Origin of the sequence: Synechococcus sp. MU1642 (assembly GCF_020514115.1) — a bacterium.
Lineage (GTDB): Bacteria > Cyanobacteriota > Cyanobacteriia > PCC-6307 > Cyanobiaceae > Parasynechococcus.
Window position 1 is genome coordinate 1 of record NZ_VTKZ01000018.1, and the last position, 22595, is coordinate 22595.

The following is a 22595-nucleotide window of genomic DNA, read 5'->3' on the forward strand; positions in this document are numbered from 1 at the left end:
TTCATATACATAATAGAGATCTCATATCTAATAAATTCATTAATATTTTTAGCCCTGTGTATTGTCCTTTCTATATATTTTTGATGCGTGAATGCACTTTTAAATCTTAAGATAGGATCTCTTGTCAAAGCGAAGAAATGGTCAATAAAATGTGCAGGAAAAAGCCTCGAGGCTGAATCGCCACTGATATGCTGTGGTGATAGTTTTGTTGCTCTTTTTTCGATTGGGAGCAATAAGTATTGTTGATCATAAAATGCGACTTTCACTTCTTTGAACTGCGATGCATATGCAAGGACTGAAGTTCCACCACATTTGGGTATGTGCGAAAAATAAATAAGTGACTTGTTGGATCTGATAAGAGGCATAATTATTAGCTGTCTTGACTTCTTAGTACTTTAAAAAATCATATTCCATACTCAAATGATAGCATAAACTATAACTTGCAATTTCGCAACGCTATTTTAAGTCTCTAAAGAGGGAACTATGTTATTGCCCCAGTAACTCCACATCCGATTATTGACAGCAGTGGTTGATCCATCACCACTGGTCATCTGGGTAAGCTGACCAATGCTCAAGTTGCCGCCGGTATAGACCGCCTCAAGGGTGCCTTTGGCGTAAATGCCAATGCCGGAGACACCTCTGGCAGTGACGTTCTCTTTAAAGGAGAGGTCTTGGGAGAAGACACCAATGATCTTGATTTGGTCTTTGGCATCCAGTCCCTCGATGAAATCGGCTTTCTCTCCGTTGGGACTGTTGCCTGAGGTGCCGTACCACCAGTTGTTGAGGTGTTGATCGGACTTAATCGCGATCAGGTCTGTTGAACCATCGCGTTGGTCTTTGTAGGTGTTCCAGCCGAAGTCACCGTGGAGCTCATCAGAGCCTTCACCACCGGTAATGATGTCGCGGCCATTACCGCCGTGGATCAGGTCATCACCATCACCGCCATCGATGACGTCCCAACCAGCCAGACCCCTAAGGGTTTCACCGCCGGTACTGCCATTGAGGACAGAGCCTTTGGGCACTCCGTCCCAGGCACTTTTGTTGATCTGCTTGCCCTGGATGAGTTCACCGCCACCTTGCTTGGCTTGAACAACGCGGTTGATCTGGACCTTGTCGCTCCAGGTCTTCTCAATGACATCCATCAGCTTGGTGTCGTTGACGTCCTCGGATAAGGCGCTGATGGGTGTGGAGTCAGAGAACCACTGACCAACGATGTCTCTGGCTTTAACGGTTTGATCAACGCGGTAGATGTTCCAACTGCTGAGCTTGTTGTTGGAATTGACGGTGTTATTTTTGTTGTTGGAGTTGATCGTGGTTGTAGTGTTATTGGATCCTACCGTTGTGTTGTTGGAGTTGAAGTAGTTGTAGGTGATGTTGGTGTTATTGATCGTGTTGTTCACGACAGCTTGATCGTCATCCTCAATGGTGACGGTGGCAGCTTTGGTGTTGAACTGCGCAAGATCTTCAGTGGATGAGATCTTGAGCTTGAAGGTCTCATCCGACTCAACGGCGGAGTCTTCTTTGGTGGCGATGGATAGTTTTTTGCTTTTAACACCAGCACCAAAGCGAATGGTTTTGTCTTTGATCTGGGTGTAATCGGAACCGCTGCTTGCGGTGCCATTGACGGTGTTGACGATGAGGTCGATGGCAGCAGATGTATTGCCTTTACGTGTGATCAGAACTTGAGCCGTATCGCCTTCCCAGACGTTGGTGCCATCGATGGAGAAGATCGATTCGGCAGGTGTTAGGGAGGTGTCATTGATGGTGACGGTGGCAGTGTCCCCAACTTGATTCTCCCGTTTCCAATCACTAAAGAGCTTGATCTCTAAGGTCTCTGTCCCTTCTGTGGTCAGATCATTGGCAAGGGTATGGGCAAAGGTGATCGTGCCATCGGATTTGACGACACGTGAGCCTTTGAGATCACCTGTGGAGAAATCATCAGCATCGATACCGGTACCACTGAGCGTCCAATAGAGCCTGGTCCCTGCATCTACAACTGAAGTAGAGACATTGGTGCGAATTTCTCCACCTTCATTTGATGTAGAAACTGTTGGGCTAATGGTATAGGTGGGACTTCCTTCAATAGAAAAGTAATAGTAGTCAGCATCACCATCAGTATCATCGTCTGAATAATCCTTCCAGGTCCAGAATATCCCGGAATCATCTGCAATGCTCTCAAAGCTTTCTGAGGAAAAACTTGGGGTATTTTTGGCAGCTATGCCGGGTATATCAATTACTTTGCTCGAAGAAAGATTATAGGCTTTTAAGTATTTGCTATTGCTGTTGTATACCTGGAAAAAGATAAGCTCCCCGTTGTTGGAGAATCTAGGGTATATTCCGCCGCCAATATTATCTGATGCTCTTGTGAATTTGCCCGTGCCTAAGTCCTTTATGTAGACATCCGATACTCCGTTGGTGTCAGCCGGGTCAAGGGCTTCGCCAGTTTGAAAGACAATTTTATTGCCATCACCAGAAATATCAGCGTTCCATCCATAATTTGAACTAAAGGCATCTCCGTTCTGCTTTTTATTTATTAGCTCAAATGAGTTGCCTGAATTCCACAGATATATATTTTGGCCTGACACCCCAGTCTCTGTCAGGTCAAGGTCCGAGGCAAATACTATTTTCTGGCCGTCATTGCTTATTTCTGGAGTTGACGAAAACCCCATTTCCGATTCAGTCCTTAAAAAATCAATTCTTTGAAGCGAGCCGCCTGTCAGATCTTTTAAGAAGATATTGACTCTTTGGCTGCCCCAGTTTTTTGAGTCTGCGGTATCTCTAATTGCTATGACAGCTTTTGAATAGTCCGATGTAAAATCAATATCTTGTGCATCAAGGCTCCATCCCTGATAGGTAACTGTTGATCCATTTTCGTCTACGTCTAGCCTGCTGATTGAGCTATTGATGGCGTTTATCTTATGTAGGCCGCCTGCGGTTGACAAATAGGAATTCCAGCTTCTTATGTACACATTGCTGCCGTCACCTGATATCCCTGCAACTGCATAGTTGCCATATGGGCGTGAGCCTGGGAGTGAAACTGAACGGACTAACTTTATGTTGCTGTCGTATATATCAATTTGATTTGTGTTCCCTATCGCAATGTATTGCCCGTTCTTGCTGATGACGGGCTGTCCCTCGCGCCCCAAAGGGTTCAGCTGAATTCCCATATAAGCCCAGCGCCTAGAGGCGACCTAATCATTTCTCTTACTTTAAGACGCATGTGTATCACGAAGGAATCGTTGGTTATGCCTGCCCCTCGTCATGCCTTTGCTAAGCGATGGATCTCAACCCTGCGCAGTGCAATAGGCAGAACCCATTGATCTTGTATTGCTATCCACTGGGGCAGGATGTCCCATGCTGCTGCCGGATGGAAGAAAGGCTCAAAAGCCTGTGCGCCCCAGTACCCCGCAGAAATTTCTGAACCCTTTGTACGTATAGACACGGCCGCAAATACCCCCGGTACCCCTCCGTAGTCCAGCGCAGAGACGCGACTGTTTGGCCTGGTAAGGGCTTGTAGTGCTCCGCGCTATGCCACAGGCATACACACGACAGTCAGAATCCATACACACAGGACAAGCAAACACGTTGCTGCAACTGAGATCTGCTGAGTTCGTCTACAAATACAGAGACCTAAGCCCAGTCACAGGCTGACGTGATCACCACATATATAGATGCAGCGACACAGGGTGATCCGGCCAGCGGCAAAGGCAGATCACCCGAGCCGTAGTCCGCCCCACATCTGGCCGACTCGTCTCACTCCCACCGCTAGCCACGGATCAGCAACAACACCATTCAGGCAAAAAACCTGAATCTGGCTCGCACGCGATCTGTATGGAATTTCCTCGTAACCTCTTCACCAGCACTGCGGCTAACCGGCTCTGCCAGTTGAAAGCGGTTGATTCATTCACACCACATTCACACAGTGTTGTGCTGAACCCCTACCGCCCGAAACCCTTGCTATGACTGCTTCCTACGTTCCAGTTGAGAAAATGACCTACTTCACCTGGCGTGAATCCGGTCTCACAGCTGACTGCTCAAGCCTCGAGGCGATGGCTGCCCGCTTTGAGGAGTCGGCCAGTTTGATGCGGCGCATGTCGAGCGAAGGGTTCCAACTGGAATGCCATCGAAAGGAGCAGCGCATCACGCATCCCGATCCCACCGTGTTTGAAGCCTGGGGTTTCGTCAGCGAAGAATCACCGGTCCGCCAACTCACGCTGATCCCAGATCTTCAGAACTGATGGACAACCTGCTTGCCAAAACCGCTGAGCTGCTCGCCAACGCAGCTGCAGATCCTGATCGGGTTCTGCGGTGGGTGCTGATCTATTTCGGTGTTTCGTCTCTTGGATTCATGGGCGTGTGGCTGATCGGAGAAGTGCGCCGTCAGAGCAGCATCGATTCGAACTGAGACCTAGCGGGACATCGGGCGCTGCACCCCAGGCTGCGGAAAGTCTCAGGACTTGCGTTGATTGATGATGCAGGAAGGCCGTTCAAGGATCACCATGCCGTCGTTTCCACGCACCGTGATGCTGCTGGGCAGCGGGGAGCTGGGCAAGGAGGTGGCCATTGCTGGCCAACGTCTGGGCTGCCGGGTGATCGCCTGTGATCGCTATGCCGGTGCCCCAGCCATGCAGATAGCTGACGTGGCCGAAGTGCTGCCGATGACCGATGCCGATGCCTTGCTGGAGGTGGTCAGGCGCCACCAACCCGACGTGGTGATCCCGGAGATCGAAGCGCTCGCCGTCCATGCCCTAGCGGAACTCGAACAAGAGGGAATCACCGTGATTCCAACAGCCCGCGCGACGGCCGTCACGATGAATCGAGACCGCATCCGCGACCTCGCGGCCGGCGAACTCGGTCTCCGCACCGCCCGGTTCGCCTACGCCGCCAGTGCTGAGGAACTCAAAGCGGTGGCGGAGCCTCTGGGCTGGCCCGTCGTGGTTAAACCGGTGATGAGTTCCTCCGGCAAAGGCCAGAGCGTGGTGACCTGTGCAGACGATCTGCCCAAGGCCTGGGAAGCCGCCATGGCCGGTGCACGAGGCACCTCAACCCAGGTGATCGTGGAGGAATTTCTCCATTTCGATCTGGAGATCACTCTGCTCACCATCCGTCAGCGCAATGGCGAAACCCTGTTCTGTGAGCCAATCGGCCACGAACAGGAAAGAGGGGACTATCAATGCAGCTGGCAGCCGGCTCAACTGACCGACCAACAACTGCGTCAGGCCCAGGCCATGGCCAAAACCGTCACCGACAACCTGGGCGGTGCCGGTCTCTTCGGTGTGGAATTTTTCCTCTGTGGCGATGAGGTGGTTTTTTCTGAACTGTCGCCCCGGCCACACGACACAGGCCTGGTGACCCTGATCAGCCAGAACCTGAGCGAGTTCGAACTGCACCTGCGCGCTGTTCTCGGTCTACCGATCCCCACCATCAAGGCAGCTAATGCCGCCGCCAGCCGAGTGATCCTGGCCAAAAAGAACATGGATTCCATCGCTTTTGAAGGGGTCGAACAAGCGCTCACGGAAGCTGATACCCAATTGCTGCTGTTCGGCAAGCCCACAGCCCGCCCCGGTCGGCGCATGGGTGTGGCCCTGGCACGTGGAGGAGATCGGAAGGAAGCACAAGCCAAGGCCGACAGGGCAGCCGCCTGTGTGACCGTGATTCCAGGATCAACGGCTTCCTGAAAACCGGTAGTGGGTCAAGCCATCCAGCACAGCTCCAACACTGGGGCGTTTCGACACGTACACCCGCTGTTGGGTCCTTTGACCCAACAGGCAGGGATCGTGATCCGCAGGAACCACCGTGGCGGGCAAACCATCCAGCAACTCTCCATCCCCCTGCTGACTGGCCACCACCAGAACCTGCTCCAGAGGGAGCTGCCAAGACTGGGCCAGAAAACGGATGGCCTCGCTGCGGGACGCGCGCTGGGGCAGAACATCCAAGAACCAATGGCAACGGAGCTGGGGTTCCGCCTGCAGACCATGGCGGCGCAAGCACTGACGGGCCAAACCAATCAGACCGCGGTTGGAAGCACGCAACAGATAGCTGACCTTGTAAGGACTCTGGTGATCAGGGTCCTGAAGCTGAAGGTGTTCCTGGAGTTGCCCCATGGCTGCGAGAACAGCCTCGCGATCCCAGGCTTGACTGATGCGCTGCGCCCACACGGGATCTTCCGCGCGATCCGAGCTGTGGTGAATCTCGGTTCCAGCCCGGCAGATCCAGGCCTTGGGGTCGGGAAGATGCAACTCCTGGTAGCGCTGACGCGCCTGATCCAGCGACCGCCCCGTGAGAATCACCAAGCCTGTCGAAGCGGCAAAGGGTTCGGCATGAAGCCGATCGCGCAGATGCGCCAGGGAGCGTTCCTCCGGGAGCTCCAAGCAGCTATCGAGGTCCAACGCCAACAACCTGGAAACGGGACTGGGCCGCCGCACCACCGACATCGCACGAACAGGTGACACGCGGATCTTCTGCTGCATCAGGGCGAGGTACTGACACACATGGGCATCCCAACTGAAGTGGCGACTGATGGCCTCAACCCCGTTGTCACTCCAACGACGCCAACGGGAGCGATCGCTGCCGGCCAATTCCAAGGCCTCTTGAAGTGCACCAGGATCGGTGACGTCCGCCAGAAGACCGTTGTCGCAGCGGAGTTGGATGTCCCGTGGACCGCCATCATCGGTGGCCACCATCGGCAAACCACAGGCCGCGGCCTCCAGAAGAGTGAGTCCGAAGGGTTCGGTCAACGCTGGGTTCACAAACAGCCCTCCACGACGCGACGCCCAGCGGTACAGAGCGGGAATCTGGGCACGGCTGTGTTGTTTGGGATAAGCCACCTGGCCATAGAGATCAAACCGATCCACCAGATCAAACACCTGCTGAAGCACATCACGCTGCTGCTTCTCGAGCTGACGCGGGTCATCCCGACAACCCAGAACAAGGACCAAGTTGTGACGCTGCCGCAGCACCGGCGACTGGCCAAAGGCTTCCACCAGCGCGGGAATGTTCTTGCGCCGAACCGCACGGGAAATCGCAAGCAGGGGAGGACGATCCGGCTCCCTTAGGAAAGGCTGCAACAGACTTTCCAGCGCGGAGCATTCCTGCGATGAACCGTGGGGATGGAACCGGGAAGCATCGACACCTGGGGGCACCACCTCCGCCTGATCCGCCTGAAAGTGGCCGTAGCGGGAGTACTGCTGATCCGCCTCCTGACGGGTGCTAGTGATCACCAGATCCGCCTGAGCCAAAGCACGCTCTTCAGCGTCGATGCGGCGGCTGATGGCATAGGTCTGCTCGATCTGAGAGCGATCTAGGCCACCGGCCAGAAGACGTCGCTGTTTCTCCCGACCGAGGGAATGGCCAGTGAAGACAAGCGGAATCCCCAACCGCTGACTAACCAAAGCACCCACCAGACCTGCATCGGCGTAGTGAGCATGAATCCAATCCACCCTCTGGCCGGGCTGGCTCAGATATTCCACCAGCTGATCAGCCAGCTCCTCGAGATGGGGCCAAAGCAACTCCTTACGCAGATAACGCTTCGGACCAAAGGGAAAGCGCAGGATCCGTGCACCTGGAGCAATATCTTCAACCCGTTGGCTGTAGTCCAGATCAACCCGACGGTCCTGAATCAGCCGAGTGACCACATCAACCTGCTCAACCTCGGCCCGCTGGGCCAGGCTGCGCACAAGCTCAAGGACGTACAACGTCTGGCCACCGGTATCAGCATCCCGGCCCAGTTCGAGCTCATGGGAACGCAACAGACCGTGAAGATGCAGATGCAACAACCTGATCCCCATTCGCTCCCCTCACAAAAAACAACGGGACGCAAATTCGGTGCCGTTGTTTTTCTTTAGATGCGGAAGAAGAGGTGAAAAATGAAAAAAACCTTAGAAGGCCTACAAATCAAACAGAACAAAAAAGCCGAGTTGTGTTGTTGTGCAAGGGATCTGAGCCCATGGGACAACAGACATACCCTCTGCTTGATGTAACAAGCCAGCAACGTCAGAGGCGTTCACTGACATCGACAAGGCTGTCCTGCTCGTCACCCCAACCACCCGCAGTGAAGGTGACCACGCCATCCACCTCAAGCTGCTCGTTGATCCAGCCAAGGATGACCGGCCCAACCTGTGCGGGGGACGGCTCACCTTGAAAACTACGAAGGCTGAAGTGGTCGGCACCCTGCACCAACACCAAGCGGTGACCCAACCGCACGGCCTTGCTCTCACGCATCGGAGCGATGGCTTCCGGCCCCGAAGGCACCACCCAATCGCGGGTACCGCTGATCAGCAGCAACTTGGCCGGAAGGCTCTCCAAGCGGCTGCCGTCGAACAACAAACGCAAGGGCGGGCTGACGGCCACAACAGCCTTGACCCTTAGATCGGAAACAGCGGCTTGGTTAACCCCCGACAGCCAACTGCATTGGAGCACCCAGCTGATGTTTCGCTCAGGGTTCTTGAGGTCGTTGCAACGGGATTTGAGTTTTCGATCAGTGGGGATACCACCGGCCAACTGAAACGTGGTTGTGGCTCCCCAGGAGTGACCCACCACCGCTACGGCATCGGTGTTCAACGTAGCCCCACGCAGAAGACGCCTTGCACTGATGGCATCCAACAAGGCGGACACATCAAGGGGCCGAAGCCGCAACTCTTCAGGCCCCGGCGGGGGCGCGTCACCAGCGAGCATCGCCCTCTGCTGATTGAGATCACTGCCGGGGTGGTCGGGCAGCAGCACGGTGTAGCCATGAGCAGCCAGCACCTCACCCCAACCTTCAAAGGATTCCGGATCGTCCCAAAGCCCGTGGGAAATCACGGCCAAGCGTCCATTCCCTGGTGCTGCAGGCTGAAGCGTCAGAACCCGCAGGGGTTTCGGCCGGTGGGGCACAGTCACCTGAACAACCTCACGGGACCAACTGGGCCGCAATGCCCCCCGCAGAGCAGCCGTCACGGATGCGGGCTCAACGGAACGGGCTAAGGCAACCCCCTCCTCAAGATTGGTTTTAAGCCGATTGGCTACCTCAGCGAGACGCGACAGATCGATCGATGCCTGTTCTCCCGGCAACTCCCGCAAAAAACCAAGGATGTTGGGTTGTCCCCGGCGTTCAGCACGAATCAGAGCCTGGGTCAGCATCCGCCCGCTCACATCCAGCTCAACTCCTTCAAGAGCCACCACCTGCGTCGCCGCATAGAGGGCCTGCTCCAGCAGCGGCTGACCGGTCGATCCCGCCAGCAACGCCTTGGTTTCCAAGGGCAGTGGCGTAAGGAACACCTGGCGCATCAGCGGCAACAACTTGCCAGCACTTGCCAATTCCAGATCCTTCAGATCTGGACTGGCCTGGATCAATTGTTCAGCGGACTCACCGTCATCGAAGTTGATCGTGATCTCCGTTTCCAGGAACGGCAGTCGAAACACCAGCCGCTCCAATGCTGAAGCGGGACCCCCGCTGAGGGCCAGCGACATGCCAAAAGCCAGGGCCGTCAGGCGTATCCGAAATCGAACCATCAAGCCGCCAGTGGTACGGGTAGTTCTGGTGGATGCTGCTCCAAAACCCGGCTGAGGTAACGGCCGGTGTGACTGGTGGGATGCTGGGCGACCTCCTCTGGAGTGCCGGTGACCAGGATCTCGCCACCCTTGTCACCGCCTTCAGGGCCGAGATCGATGATCCAGTCGCTGCAACGGATCACGTCAAGATTGTGCTCGATGCAGATGATCGAGTTGCCCTTATCCACCAACCGCTGCATCACGTCCATCAGCTTGTGCACGTCGTAAAAGCTGAGGCCGGTCGTGGGCTCATCAATCAGATAGAGCGTCTTGCCGGTGGCCCGCCGTGATAGCTCCGTCGCCAGCTTCACCCGCTGGGCCTCACCCCCCGAAAGGGTTGGCGCCGGCTGGCCGAGCTTGACGTAGCCGAGGCCCACATCAACCAGCGTGCGCAAGCGATCTGCCGCCTGAGGAATCGCATCGAACACTTCAGCGGCCTGCTCCACAGTCATTTGAAGCACATCCGCAATGGTGTAGCCCTTGTATTTCACCTGCAGGGTTTCACGGTTGAACCGAGCGCCCTTGCAGACATCGCACTGGACGTAGACGTCAGGAAGGAAGTTCATCTCAATCACGTTCACGCCCTGACCGCGACAGGCCTCACAGCGGCCGCCCTTGACGTTGAAACTGAACTGCCCCACCTGATAGCCACGGGCCTTGGCCTCCACCGTGGCGGCAAATACCTGACGGATTGGATCAAAGGCACCGGTGTAAGTGGCTGGGTTGGAGCGGGGTGTCCGTCCGATCGGGCTCTGGTCGATCACGATCACCTTGTCGATCGACTTCAAACCCCGCAGTTCTCGCAACCCTTGCGGGAAGGGAACCTTGAGACCCAATCCGTTCTCCAGAGCCGGATGCAGGAGCTCGTTCACCAGGGTGCTCTTGCCGCTGCCGCTCACCCCGGTGACAGACACGAGCCGACCCAAGGGGAACTCAACCGAAACGTTCTTGAGGTTGTTGCGGTTGCAATCGATCAACTTGAGTGAGCGTGAACCGCTCTGCCGGCGTTCGGCCGGCGTGGGAATCGAGCGACGTCCGCTCAGGTAAGCGCCGGTGATGGATTCGCTGCTCGCCACCAAGTCATCGAAACTTCCCTCCGCAACGATGTGACCCCCATGGACCCCGGCACCAGGGCCGATGTCCACCACGTGATCAGCAGCACGAATGGTGTCTTCATCGTGTTCGACCACCACCAGAGTGTTTCCGAGATCCCTCAGCCGCACCAAAGTGTTCAAGAGGCGGTCGTTGTCCCGCTGATGCAGTCCAATGCTCGGCTCATCGAGCACGTAAAGCACCCCGGTGAGACCAGCACCGATCTGAGTGGCCAGGCGGATGCGCTGGGCTTCACCGCCGGAGAGCGTCATCGCCGGTCGATCCAGGCTCAGGTAGTCCAGGCCAACATCGAGTAGGAACTTCAAACGCAGGCGGATTTCCCGGAGCACCAGATCACCGATCTGGATCTGACGGGCATTCAGCAGGGGCTCTGAACCCTCATGAGCGCCCACACCCATCAGTTTTTCGATCCGTTCCAGGGTCTGACCGACGCTGACGGCCGTGAGCTCTGGAATCCGATAGGGCCCCACCTTCACCGCCAGGGCTTCGGGGCGGAGCCGCTGACCAGCACAGCTGGCACAGGGCACCAACTCCAGATACTTCTCAAGTTTCTGGCGCTGGGACTCGCCGCTTGCGTCGCGAAGCTGACGCTCAAGAATGGGAAGAATGCCTTCAAACGGGCGGGTGTAGCCGGCTTTGCCCTTGTGGTAACGGCTATCAGCCTGGATCAAAATCGGTTCGCGGCTTCCGTTGAGCAGCACATCCCGCTGTTCATCAGTGAGTTCATTCCATGGGGTCTTGATCTCGAAACCAAAGGCTTCTCCCACCGAGTAGAGAAGCGAGAAGTAATAGCTGTTGTCTTTCTCAGCCCAGGGAGCAACAGCGGAATACACCGGCTGAGATGGATCCGGGATCACCCGGTCAACGGTGAACTTGCGCAGATGGCCAATGCCATGGCAAGCCTCACAGGCGCCGTAAGGGCTGTTGAAAGAAAACAGCCGTGGTGAGAGCTCCTCCATCACAGCCCCATGCACGGGGCAGGCGTAATTCTCGGAATAAAGCCGCTCCCGCTCAACGCCATCAGGAAGCTCCTCACCTTTCTTGGGCACCACCTCCACTAACGCCAGACCATCTCCGCGTTTGAGAGCCGTGCGCAGCGAATCGGTTAGCCGCTCTTGAATCCCCTCACGGGCCACAAGGCGATCAACCACCACCTCGATGTTGTGGCTGTGGTTCTTGTCGAGCTCGATGTTGTCGGCCAGCTCGCGCACCTCACCGTTGATGCGCACCCGCGCGAAACCTTCGGCCGCAAGGCCGCTGATCAACTTGGTGTGGGTTCCCTTTTTGCCGCGGACCACGGGCGCCATCAATTGATAGCGGGTTCCCTCCGGCAACAGCAGGATCTGATCGACCATCTCGTCAATGCTCTGCGGCTTGATCGAGCGGCCGCATTTGGGACAGTGGGGTTCACCAGCCCGGCCGAACAGAAGACGCAGATAATCCTGAATCTCGGTGACGGTGCCCACCGTGGAACGGGGGTTGTGACTGGTGGATTTCTGATCAATCGAGATCGCAGGAGACAGGCCCTCGATGGCATCCACATCGGGCTTGTCTACCTGCCCCAGGAACTGGCGGGCATAGGCCGACAGACTTTCGACGTAGCGGCGTTGCCCCTCCGCGAAAATCGTATCGAAGGCGAGCGAACTCTTGCCACTTCCGCTCACCCCGGTGAACACCACCAGCTTGTTGCGGGGAATGGTGACGTCGACGTTTTTGAGGTTGTGCTGCCGGGCACCCCTTACTCGAATCACATCGTCCTGAGTCGCCAGCGGGCCAGCTGATTCAGCGATCTTGGCAGCAGCTCGCGCCATCAGGACCCGTTGGAAAGCTCGTGAGCTTAGGAAGAACCGAAGCCTTCAAGCTGTTCGCTGGTCCAGCAGACTCGCTGCATAGGCATCGGCCTGATCGCCACCAGCAAGGTCTGCCAGCTCCTGGCGGCGTTCCTGAGTGTCCCGCAGTCGGGACACTCGCGAGTGGGTGACACCTTCTTCCACATGCTTGCTCACCCGGAAATGGTGATCAGCGACCGCTGCCACAAGCGGTTGGTGGGTGACGCAAAACACCTGACGCTGACGGGCCAGGGTCTGAAGGAGATCCGCCATCGCTCCACTGACGCGACCGCTGACACCGGCATCAATCTCATCAAACAACAGCGTGCTGGAGCCATCCACCGCGGCAAGGGTGGTCTTGAGCGCAAGTAGAAAACGAGACATCTCACCGCCGGACGCCACCTCCGTCAGCGGTGCCATCGGTTGGCCGGGATTGGCAGAAAACAGAAATTGAACAGCATCCGCACCATGCTCAGCCGGATCACAGGCGATGAGATCCACCTTGAAACGCACGTTGGCCAAGCCCATGGGAGGCAACAGCTCCAGCAACGACGCCTGCAAAACCTCCGCCGCCTTGGACCGCTCGCGACGCAAGATGGCATTGGCATGATCTCGCATCTGGCGACGGTCGTTTTCCTCCTGGTGCAGGCGGGCGAGATCCGCCGCGAAGCCTTCAGATCCCAAACTATGAAGCAGTTCATCGCGACGCTGAATCAAGCCGGCCAGATCAAGGCTGTAACGACGCTGCAGACGTTTTAAAACCGACAAGCGGTCCTGGATCCGCTCCAGATGGTCTGGATCGCTCTCGAGCGCCAGACCGTATTGATCGAGGGAGCGCAACAAACCGTCCACACCAGCCTCGAGATCCAGAGCCTGATCACGGAGGGGCTCAAGCGAACCATCCAGCTGCGCCATGGCCTGCAGCTCTTGAATGCATGCCGCAAAGTGATCCTGCAGCGAAGGCGCCTGATCCACACCATCGCGGATTCGGCCAAACAGCAAGGCCAGACCCTCCAGCAGCCTCACTCCATGAACGAGGCGGTCTTGGTCCTGTTCCAGCCGCTGCTGCTCGTCTGGGTCTTCGAGATCTGCAGCTTGAAGCTGCTCCAGCTGCTCTTCCTGTTCAGCCCGCTCCTGTTCGGAGCGCTGCTGCTCCTGCTCAAGTGCCATCAGGGCATCTGCAGCCTGGCGCCACGCAGTCCAGGCATCAGCAACCTGAGCCTTGAACTCAACCAGTGCAGATCCACCTAGACGGTCAAGCCAAAGCCGTTGCTGCCCCGCCCGCGACAACAGCTGGGTCTGTCCCTGAACAGTGAGATCAATCAACAGCGGCCTGAGCTCAAGCAACTGTTGACGGTTCACAGTGCTGCCGTTCAAACGACAGCGACTGGAGTAACGATCATCCTCCTGCCGTTTCCATTCGCGACTGATCAGGAGCTCCTCTTCGGGGTCAAACTCCGCTGCGATCAACCACTGCTCAAGGGCTGGGGTGAGTTGAAACGCAGCCTCAATCTTCGCGCGATCCGAACCAGTCCGAAGCAGGCGAATGCCGATGGAACCCTGCGCTCCACCCAGCACGGCATCGAGGGCATCGAGAAGGATCGATTTGCCTGCGCCGGTCTCACCGGTGAGCACCGTAAAACCAGAGCTGAACTCCAGTTCAAGACTCTCAATCAGAGCGATGTTCTGCAGCAGCAGACCGGTGAGCACGTCCAGCCCTGTGATGATGCCGACCGTAGCGGCAGCTCGGTTCGTTTAGAAGGGGTGTCGGATATCCCTATGAATTGATGGCGCAGGAGCTCGGGGATTTCATCGAAGCCGCGGGGTTGCTCGAGTACGACCCCGCCGCCATCACTCGTATTTATTCAGGCCATCCCCAGCGGCTGATCCGCCGGCTCTGGCAAACACTTGTTCCCATCGGATTGTTGCTTCTGGGCGTCGCCTTCGACTGGATCTTCCAGCTGTTGAAGGATGAAGAACGGGCTCGGAGTCGAGCTCGAGAATGCGCTGAGCTGTTGGTGGATCTCGGCCCCGCCTTCATCAAAGCGGGCCAGGCTCTCTCCACCCGACCAGACATCGTCCCCCCGCTGCTGCTGGAAGAACTGGCCCAGCTGCAAGACCAATTGCCCGGCTTCGACAGCGGCCTGGCTATGGCCTGCATCGAAGAGGACTTGGGCGCACCGGTGGATGACATTTTCGAGCAGCTGGACCGAGAACCGATTTCAGCCGCCTCGCTGGGTCAAGTGCACAAGGGAAACCTCAAAGGCGGCGCCAGGGTGGCGGTGAAGGTGCAACGCCCGGGGTTGCGCGAACAGATCACCCTGGATCTGTACATCGTGCGCAACATCGCCGCCTGGTTGAACAGCAACATCGGATTAATCCGCAGCGACCTCGTCGCCCTGATCGACGAGCTGGGGCGACGGGTGTTCGAAGAGATGGACTACCTCAATGAGGCCACTAACGCTGAGACTTTCGCTGAGCTGCATCAGCACAACCCTCGAATCGCTGTTCCGACGATCTATCGCAACGCCACCAGCCGCCGCGTGCTGACGATGGAGTGGATCGACGGCGTCAAGCTCACCAACCTTGAGGCAGTTCGCGAGCTCGGTGTGGACCCCGACGACATGGTGGAGGTGGGCGTGAACTGCAGCCTTCAGCAGTTGCTGGAGCACGGCTTCTTCCATGCCGATCCCCACCCCGGCAATCTTCTGGCTCTGGAGGACGGACGCCTCTGTTATCTCGACTTCGGGATGATGAGCGAGGTAAGCCGCGAATCACGCACCGGCTTGATTCAGGCGGTGGTTCATCTAGTGAACCGAAACTTCGGGAAGCTCTCCAAGGACTTCGTGACCCTGGGATTCCTGGCTGAAGACGTGAACCTGGAACCAATTGTTCCCGCCTTTGAGAAGGTCTTCAGCCAGGCCTTGGAGGCCGGCGTCAACCGCATGGATTTCAAAGCGGTCACCGACGACATGTCCGGTGTGATGTACAAATTCCCCTTCCGGGTACCGCCTTACTACGCCCTTATCATTCGGTCGCTGGTCACCCTTGAGGGCATTGCCCTAAGCGTGGATCCGAACTTCAAGATCCTCGGTGCTGCCTACCCGTACTTCGCCCGGCGGCTGATGGAGGATCCCGATCCCCAGCTTCGGCAGAGCCTCAAGGAAATGCTGTTCGACGGGGACGCCTTCCGCTGGACCCGCCTGGAAAATCTGGTGTCGAGCGCTGCCAACCAAGCCCAGCTGGATCTGGAGACCTTGCTCGATCAACTCCTCGATTTCCTGTTCTCACCCAAAGCAGGACTGCTTCGAGATCAACTGGTAACCGCCACCGTGGAAAGGTTGGATGCCCTGGGTTGGTCAACAATGCAACGCCTGGGTCGACGCCTCCCCAAACCACTGCAACCCTCCGCCATTGCCCAGACACCTGCAGGGCTCTCCGATCCACTAATGCAACTGGAGCCGGTGCGGGAGTTGATTCAGGTGCTGCAGTCGTTGCCTGGATTCACGCCCGACCTTCTCCTGCGTCGAATGCCAAGGGTGCTCAACGAACCCAACACCCGCCGCATGGGCTTCAAAGTGGCTCAGGGACTGGCCGAACGTGGAGTTGTCCGCCTGGTACGGGTCGCCGCTGGAGTTCCTGCCTAACTTCCGGGCAACACCTTCTGCGTGATGCACCCCAAGCCCCTCACCCGTTCCTCTTTGCTGGCCGTGGCGGCAGGGCTTGGGCTTGGTTGGAGCTGCGTCATGCAACCCCTACATGCCGCCACGGATGTCGCCCTGGTGAGTGGCGGCTTCCGCCGCTCCATTCCCGTCAAGGAATTTGAGCACCTGGCCGAAACCGGTGAAGCCATCGGCCTTCTGGAGGATCTGCTCGAGATCTCAGGGCAGGCCCCCAACGAGGTGTCGCAGATGCTCAACCAGCAGCTCGAGCTTCCCCTGGCACTCACAAGTCGTCTGATCAACACACGGATCGGTGAGGCCATCCTGCGTCGTGTTGCACGCATCATTCATCCGATCTACACACCGGAACCTGAAGTGAGTGTTCCGGCGATCCGCGCTGGAGTGATCAATGGATTGCAGAATGAAGATGGGCTGAGTGTCGTGAGCTTTTTGAAGGGCTACCCCAATGGCGTGATGGCGGTGAATCTTCCGGCTCTGTTTGGGGTGATCGAAAAAGCGGAATCGATCGCCGGCCTGGTGCAGTTTTTCTCCGACTCCCCCTTGGACGGATTGAAGGAAGCGCAACCCTGACCAAGCCCTGAACGGACGCCGCCTAGATTTCGGCAATCCCCCCATCCCAGCCGGTGTCCCTGTTTCAGAACCTCCGTCGGCGTTTCACTGCCACCCCTGTGATGCAGGACTGGCCTGGACTGATCGAGGCCTATCGCAGCTGGCTGCCCGTCAGCGATGCGACCCCGGTGATCACCCTGCGCGAAGGCGCCACCCCTCTGATCCCCGTCCCATCCGTTGCGGAACAGATCGGCAAGAGCGTGAAGGTGTTCGTGAAATACGACGGCCTGAACCCCACAGGGTCATTCAAGGACCGGGGCATGACCATGGCCATCAGCAAAGCCAAGGAAGCCGGTTGTGAAGCGGTAATTTGTGCCAGCACGGGCAATACCAGTGCAGCAGCAGCGGCCTATGCCAGACGGGGAGGGATGCGCGCCTTCGTCTTAATCCCTGACGGCTATGTCGCCCAGGGAAAACTGGCTCAGGCTCTTGTGTACGGAGCTGAGGTCTTGGCGATCCGCGGCAACTTCGACCGCGCCCTCGACATTGTTCGGGAAGCGGCAGAGAAGTATCCCGTCACCCTGGTGAACTCGGTCAATCCCTATCGGCTGCAGGGCCAGAAGACGGCGGCCTTCGAAATCGTGGATGCCCTCGGAGATGCACCCGACTGGCTGTGCATTCCCATGGGCAACGCAGGGAATATCACTGCCTATTGGATGGGTTTTCAGGAATATCAGCAGGCCGGCCGGAGCCACAGTCTTCCCAGAATGATGGGATTCCAGGCCAGCGGATCAGCCCCACTGGTGAACGGAACCACGGTGACGGACCCCGAAACCATCGCCACCGCCATTCGCATTGGCAACCCGGTGAACCGAGCCAAAGCCCTGGCAGCACGCGAAGCCAGCAACGGTGCGTTCCTGGATGTCACCGATGCGGAGATCATCGCGGCTTACAAGCTTCTGGGGGGACAAGAGGGAATCTTCTGCGAACCCGCCAGCGCTGCCTCTGTAGCAGGCCTGCTCAAGCGCAAAGATGAAGTGCCAGCCGGCGCCACAGTGGTCTGCGTTCTGACCGGCAACGGCCTCAAGGATCCCGACTGCGCCATCAGCAACAACGACGCCACGTTCCACACCGACCTCAATCCCGATCTGAGCACCGTCGCCAGTGTGATGGGCTTCTGACACCGCCTTCCATCAACGCGCTTCAGCCCCCTGACGGGGGCTTTTTGTGGCCATAAGACAAAACCAACCGACAAAGCGGCTACGGAAAACGCCCTAAAACCATCCCAAAACGCTGTGGAAAACAGACAAAAACAATCCAGTCACTTACCCCATGAGTTTTCCACCCCCTGTGAAGTGGTGGAAAACGGGGTCTCACTCCCCATCCCGTGAAAAATCCTCCTCAGCTCTAGTTTATCGAGAACTCTTGTGAAAGCTGGGTTTTGGGTATCTTTCCCCCTTTTCCCCAGGCCCTACGACGGCTTTGTTTGTTTTTCTTTTTTAAATCCATAAGAACCAAACAGCCGAACAGAGACTCCCAAAGCGCTGGCCATTGCACTTCCCCTCAGCCTGTGAAACCGTGGGAGACCTCAGCGCACTCAGGTCGTCAGGACGATGAAGGTGGTCTGTTCACAGTCCGAACTGAATGGCGCTCTGCAGTTGGTGAGCCGTGCGGTCGCCACACGCCCCACCCATCCGGTTTTGGCCAATGTGTTGCTAACCGCCGATGCCGGCAGCAATCGCCTCAGCCTCACTGGTTTTGACCTGAGCCTCGGAATTCAGACGTCTCTCGCTGCCAGCGTTGAAACCAGCGGTGCCATCACACTGCCGGCCAGGTTGCTGGGAGAGATCGTTTCCCGCTTGTCCAGCGACTCTCCGATCACACTTGCTGTGGACGGTTCCGGTGAGCAGGTCCAGCTCACCAGCCTCAGCGGCAGTTATCAGATGCGCGGCATGAGCGCCGATGACTATCCCGACCTTCCGATGGTGGAGAGCGGCATGACGCTCAAACTGCAACCTGAACGGTTGGTGCAGGCGCTCAAAGGCACCCTTTTTGCCAGCAGCGCTGATGAAGCGAAGCAACTGCTCACCGGCGTGCATCTCAAGTTCAACCAGCGGGCTCTGGAAGCGGCTGCCACCGATGGTCACCGTCTTGCCGTGCTCAATGTTGATGATGCTCTGCAGGATGCGGCCGTTACCGATGCTGTGGATGACGAGGGTTTCGCGGTGACGCTCCCATCGCGCTCGCTGCGGGAGGTGGAGCGCTTGATGGCGTCCTGGCGGTCCGATGAACCCGTCAGTTTGTTCTGTGATCGTGGCCAGGTGGTGTTTCTTGCGGCCGATCAGATGGTCACCAGCCGCACCCTGGAAGGCACCTATCCCAACTACGGCCAGCTGATCCCTGATGGTTTCATCCGCACCTTTGGAATGGACCGTCGCGCCCTGATCGCTGCTTTGGAGCGGATTGCTGTGCTGGCTGATCAACACAACAATGTTGTGAAATTCAGCAGTCAGCCTGAGGACGGTGTTGTCCAGATCAGTGCAGATGCGCAGGATGTGGGCAGTGGCTCTGAGTCGCTTCCCGCGAACCTGGAGGGTGATGCCATGCAGATTGCCTTCAACGTTCGCTACCTGCTTGATGGCCTGAAAGCCATGGGCTCCGATCGGATTGTTCTGCACTGCAACGCACCCACCACGCCGGCCGTGCTCCGCTCCGATGAAGTGCCTGAAGCCTTCACCTATCTGGTGATGCCCGTTCAGATTCGTTCCTGATGTGTCGCTACCGGATCAGCTGCTTCTCAGTGATCTTCTGAGTCATACGGTCCGTTGTGATCTGGGCCTGGATCACGGGCCTGGGGTCATGGCTTGGATGCATCCGCCGGTGCATCGTCTGCTGGGTTGGGTCAGCCGTCCATCGGCCCTGCGCATGTCGAGGGATGTCTGGCGTTTGAACCAGTGTTGTGGTTTGAGCGATCAACAGGTTTTTGTGCGTGGCGAACCGGTGGTCACCGATCAGGTGACCTTGGAGCGCTTGCCAACGCTGATGGATGCAGCCTTGCTGGACCGCGACGGTGAGCGTATCGGCAGCGTTGTTGACTTTGATTTTCGACCGGCCGATGGCGCGATTCTTCACTACCTCATTGCCCGCAGCGACCCGCGTCTGCCGGGTAGTTCCCGATGGCGTTTGGCTCCCGATCGCATTCTTGATCAACAACCGGGTCAGATCCAAACCGGCCTGATGGGATTGGATGATTTGCCAATGGCCCGCGCCAGCGTTCGTCAGGATCTGCTCCAACGCACCCAACACTGGCGGGACCAGTTGCGTTCCATGGGTGACCGTGCAGGCGATCGCCTGGAGGGTTGGTTGGATGACTCGCCCATCGATGAGCTGCGATCGGAAGCCAGGCGTTCTTTGCTTGACGACGAGGAACCAGAGGACGTCTCTGGACCTGAGGTCTGGGACGACGAAAGTTGGGACGAGCCCCCCTCCCGACGCCGCCGCGAGGACGAAGACCCCTGGGTCTGACGGGCGGTCGGCAACACTGGGGGGAGGTGCTCCGCGATTCGTGGTTTCCTCCCCTGCGTACGACATAGCTGCAGCCCTGAAGCAGGAAGGGCTCAAGCCCAGTGACTGGGATGAGATCTGTCGGCGGCTTGGTCGCGAGCCGAATCGAGCTGAGCTGGGCATGTTCGGTGTGATGTGGTCCGAACACTGCTGTTATCGCAATTCCCGACCCTTGCTGAGTGGCTTCCCCACTGAGGGACCACGCATTCTGGTGGGCCCCGGTGAAAACGCTGGCGTGGTCGATCTCGGAGAGGGTCACCGGTTGGCTTTCAAGATCGAAAGCCACAATCACCCCTCCGCCGTCGAACCCTTTCAGGGGGCCGCAACGGGGGTGGGCGGAATCCTGCGTGACATCTTCACGATGGGCGCGCGTCCGATCGCGCTGCTGAACGCCCTGCGCTTCGGTCCCCTTGAGGATTCCGCCAACGTAGGCCTGATGGAAGGCGTTGTGGCCGGCATTGCCCATTACGGCAACTGCGTTGGGGTGCCGACGGTGGGGGGCGAGGTGGCCTTTGATCCCTCCTATTCCGGCAATCCGCTGGTGAATGCCATGGCCCTCGGGTTGATGGAGACCGAGGAGATTGTCAAATCTGGCGCGATCGGCGTCGGCAATCCCGTGGTGTACGTGGGCAGCACCACCGGTCGGGATGGCATGGGGGGAGCCAGCTTTGCCAGCGCTGAGCTCAGTGCTGATTCCCTGGATGATCGCCCCGCTGTCCAGGTGGGGGATCCGTTTCTGGAGAAAGGGCTGATCGAAGCCTGTCTTGAGGCCTTCGCCAGTGGTGATGTGGTGGCAGCGCAGGACATGGGCGCCGCTGGTCTGACCTGCAGTTGTTCGGAAATGGCCGCCAAAGGGGGCCTGGGGGTGGAACTGGATCTAGATCGTGTTCCGGCTCGTGAAGCCGGGATGACGGCTTACGAGTTCCTGTTGTCGGAGTCCCAGGAACGGATGTTGTTCGTGGTGAAGGCCGGCCGGGAGGACGCTTTGATGCAGCGGTTCCGTCGCTGGGGATTGCAGGCAGCGGTTGTGGGCAAGGTGCTCCAGGAACCGATTGTGCGGGTGTTGCATCACGGTGCCGTCGCCGCTGAGGTGCCGGCCACGGCTCTTGCCGATGACACCCCGATTGAAAAGCATGCTCTGTTGCAGGAGCCTCCGGCAGACCTTCAGGCTCTTTGGAGTTGGACCGAGCAGGAACTGCCGGAGCTGAGCGATGCCGCGGCAGCCCTGCTTCAGCTTCTTGATGACCCCTCCATTGCGAGCAAGCACTGGGTTTATCGTCAGTACGACCAGCAGGTGCTGGCCAACACGGTGGTCTCATCCGGTGCCGCTGATGCTGCTGTGGTGCGTCTGAGACCCCAGCAAGGCGATGGATCCATGGCCGCATCCAATCGTGGTGTTGCCGCCACGGTGGATTGCCCCAACCGTTGGGTTGCCCTTGATCCCGAACGCGGCGCTCAGGCGGCCGTCGCAGAAGCGGCACGCAATCTGAGTTGTGTGGGGGCGGAGCCCCTGGCGGTGACCGACAACCTCAATTTCCCGTCACCGGAAACACCCAAGGGGTTCTGGCAGCTGGCCATGGCCTGTCGGGGGATCTCCGATGCCTGCTGCGCCCTCAACACACCCGTTACTGGCGGCAATGTCTCGCTCTACAACGAGACCAAACAGGACGACGGCACCATGCAACCGATCCACCCCACGCCGGTGATCGGCATGGTTGGTTGTGTGGATGACATCAGCCGTGTGACTGGTTTGGCCTGGCAACAGCCCGGTGATGCGATCTTCCTCATCGGTGTTCCGCCCGAGGATGGTGCCAACCCCAGCCTTGGTCTGGCGGGCAGTGTCTATCAGCAGCAGACCCTTGGCTTCTTGGCCGGACGACCGCCCAAGCCCGATCTTGCCGTCGAATCAGCGGTGGGGCGTCTCGTGCGTGAGGCTATTGCGCAAGGTCTGTTGGCCTCCGCCCATGACTGCAGTGATGGCGGCCTGGCAGTGGCGTTGGCTGAATCCTGCATCGCCTCTGATCTGGGCATCAACGTGACACTTTCCACAGGATCGGCGTGCCTGGAGCGGGTGCTGTTCGCCGAAGGCGGCAGCCGGGTGATTGTGTCGGTGAAGGCAGCTCGTCTCCCTGCATGGAATCAGTTGATCGGATCCAATCCAGCGCTCTGCGTTACCCCGCTGGGCGGTGTTACGGCGCAGGCTCGATTAGTGATTCGTTCCGAATCTGCGGTTGAGCTCGATCTTGAGGTGCAACGCTGTGCTGCTGTTTTCCGTGATGCGTTGCCCCGACGGATGCATTCGGAGTGATTGAGTCAGGCGTTGCCTGAC

15 protein-coding genes are annotated in these 22595 nt (G+C 57.9%); 9 read left to right on the forward strand and 6 right to left on the reverse strand.

Annotation, left to right across the window (positions count from 1 at the left end):
* On the reverse strand, nt 1–365 hold a 365-nt coding region (locus tag FZZ85_RS11530; protein WP_226415395.1), incomplete at its 3' end, for a sulfotransferase family 2 domain-containing protein.
* A 96-nt stretch (nt 366–461) separates the two neighbouring features.
* Complete coding sequence (locus FZZ85_RS11535; RefSeq protein WP_226415397.1) at nt 462–3167, reverse strand: Calx-beta domain-containing protein; 2706 nt, start codon at nt 3165–3167, stop codon at nt 462–464.
* A gap of 822 nt (nt 3168–3989) precedes the next feature.
* On the opposite strand from FZZ85_RS11535, the gene FZZ85_RS11540 reads away from it, so the two are divergent.
* The 3 genes from FZZ85_RS11540 (at nt 3990) to purT (ending at nt 5678) form a co-directional block, all read left to right on the forward strand.
* Nucleotides 3990–4238 carry a hypothetical protein gene (locus FZZ85_RS11540; protein WP_226415399.1) on the forward strand — a complete coding sequence of 83 codons (249 nt, stop codon included), beginning with the start codon at nt 3990–3992 and terminating at the stop codon, nt 4236–4238.
* On the forward strand, nt 4238–4405 hold the full coding sequence (locus tag FZZ85_RS11545) for a hypothetical protein (RefSeq protein ID WP_226415401.1): 168 nt from the start codon (nt 4238–4240) through the stop codon (nt 4403–4405). The genes FZZ85_RS11540 and FZZ85_RS11545 overlap by 1 nt, the downstream gene beginning before the upstream one ends.
* 94 nt (nt 4406–4499) lie before the next feature.
* On the forward strand, nt 4500–5678 hold the full coding sequence (purT, locus tag FZZ85_RS11550) for a formate-dependent phosphoribosylglycinamide formyltransferase (RefSeq protein WP_226415403.1): 1179 nt from the start codon (nt 4500–4502) through the stop codon (nt 5676–5678).
* Here purT and FZZ85_RS11555 read toward each other — a convergent pair.
* The 4 genes from FZZ85_RS11555 to recN all read right to left on the reverse strand — a co-directional run bounded on the left by FZZ85_RS11555 (nt 5664) and on the right by recN (nt 14180).
* The gene (locus FZZ85_RS11555) at nt 5664–7787 is read right to left on the reverse strand and encodes an HAD family hydrolase (protein WP_226415405.1); all 2124 of its coding nucleotides are present in this window, start codon (nt 7785–7787) and stop codon (nt 5664–5666) included. The two genes, purT and FZZ85_RS11555, sit on opposite strands and share 15 nt — an antisense overlap.
* A 205-nt stretch (nt 7788–7992) precedes the next feature.
* Nucleotides 7993–9489, reverse strand: coding sequence for an alpha/beta fold hydrolase (locus FZZ85_RS11560; protein WP_226415407.1), 1497 nt, complete (start codon nt 9487–9489; stop codon nt 7993–7995).
* Nucleotides 9489–12452 carry an excinuclease ABC subunit UvrA gene (gene uvrA, locus FZZ85_RS11565; protein ID WP_226415409.1) on the reverse strand — a complete coding sequence of 988 codons (2964 nt, stop codon included), beginning with the start codon at nt 12450–12452 and terminating at the stop codon, nt 9489–9491. The genes FZZ85_RS11560 and uvrA overlap by 1 nt, the downstream gene beginning before the upstream one ends.
* A 45-nt stretch (nt 12453–12497) precedes the next feature.
* A complete protein-coding gene (gene recN / locus FZZ85_RS11570) occupies nt 12498–14180 on the reverse strand; it encodes a DNA repair protein RecN (protein WP_226415411.1) in 1683 nt (560 codons plus the stop codon).
* 77 nt (nt 14181–14257) lie between these two features.
* Here recN and FZZ85_RS11575 point away from each other — a divergent pair, with 77 nt between their 5' ends.
* The 6 genes from FZZ85_RS11575 (at nt 14258) to purL (ending at nt 22574) form a co-directional block, all read left to right on the forward strand.
* On the forward strand, nt 14258–16117 hold the full coding sequence (locus tag FZZ85_RS11575; RefSeq protein ID WP_226415413.1) for an AarF/ABC1/UbiB kinase family protein: 1860 nt from the start codon (nt 14258–14260) through the stop codon (nt 16115–16117).
* 24 nt (nt 16118–16141) lie between these two features.
* Nucleotides 16142–16723 carry an alpha/beta hydrolase gene (locus FZZ85_RS11580; RefSeq protein WP_370631194.1) on the forward strand — a complete coding sequence of 194 codons (582 nt, stop codon included), beginning with the start codon at nt 16142–16144 and terminating at the stop codon, nt 16721–16723.
* Between the two features lie 101 nt (nt 16724–16824).
* Nucleotides 16825–17883, forward strand: a complete 1059-nt coding sequence (thrC, locus tag FZZ85_RS11585) for a threonine synthase (RefSeq protein ID WP_226415435.1) — start codon at nt 16825–16827, stop codon at nt 17881–17883.
* A 432-nt stretch (nt 17884–18315) separates the two neighbouring features.
* Nucleotides 18316–19473 carry a DNA polymerase III subunit beta gene (dnaN, locus tag FZZ85_RS11590; protein WP_226415415.1) on the forward strand — a complete coding sequence of 386 codons (1158 nt, stop codon included), beginning with the start codon at nt 18316–18318 and terminating at the stop codon, nt 19471–19473.
* Between the two features lies 1 nt (nt 19474).
* Nucleotides 19475–20227 (forward strand): RNA methyltransferase, encoded by a 753-nt coding sequence (locus FZZ85_RS11595; protein ID WP_226415417.1) that lies wholly within the window; start codon nt 19475–19477, stop codon nt 20225–20227.
* Between the two features lie 40 nt (nt 20228–20267).
* A complete protein-coding gene (purL, locus tag FZZ85_RS11600) occupies nt 20268–22574 on the forward strand; it encodes a phosphoribosylformylglycinamidine synthase subunit PurL (protein ID WP_226415419.1) in 2307 nt (768 codons plus the stop codon).
* The last annotated feature ends 21 nt before the right edge of the window (nt 22575–22595 follow it).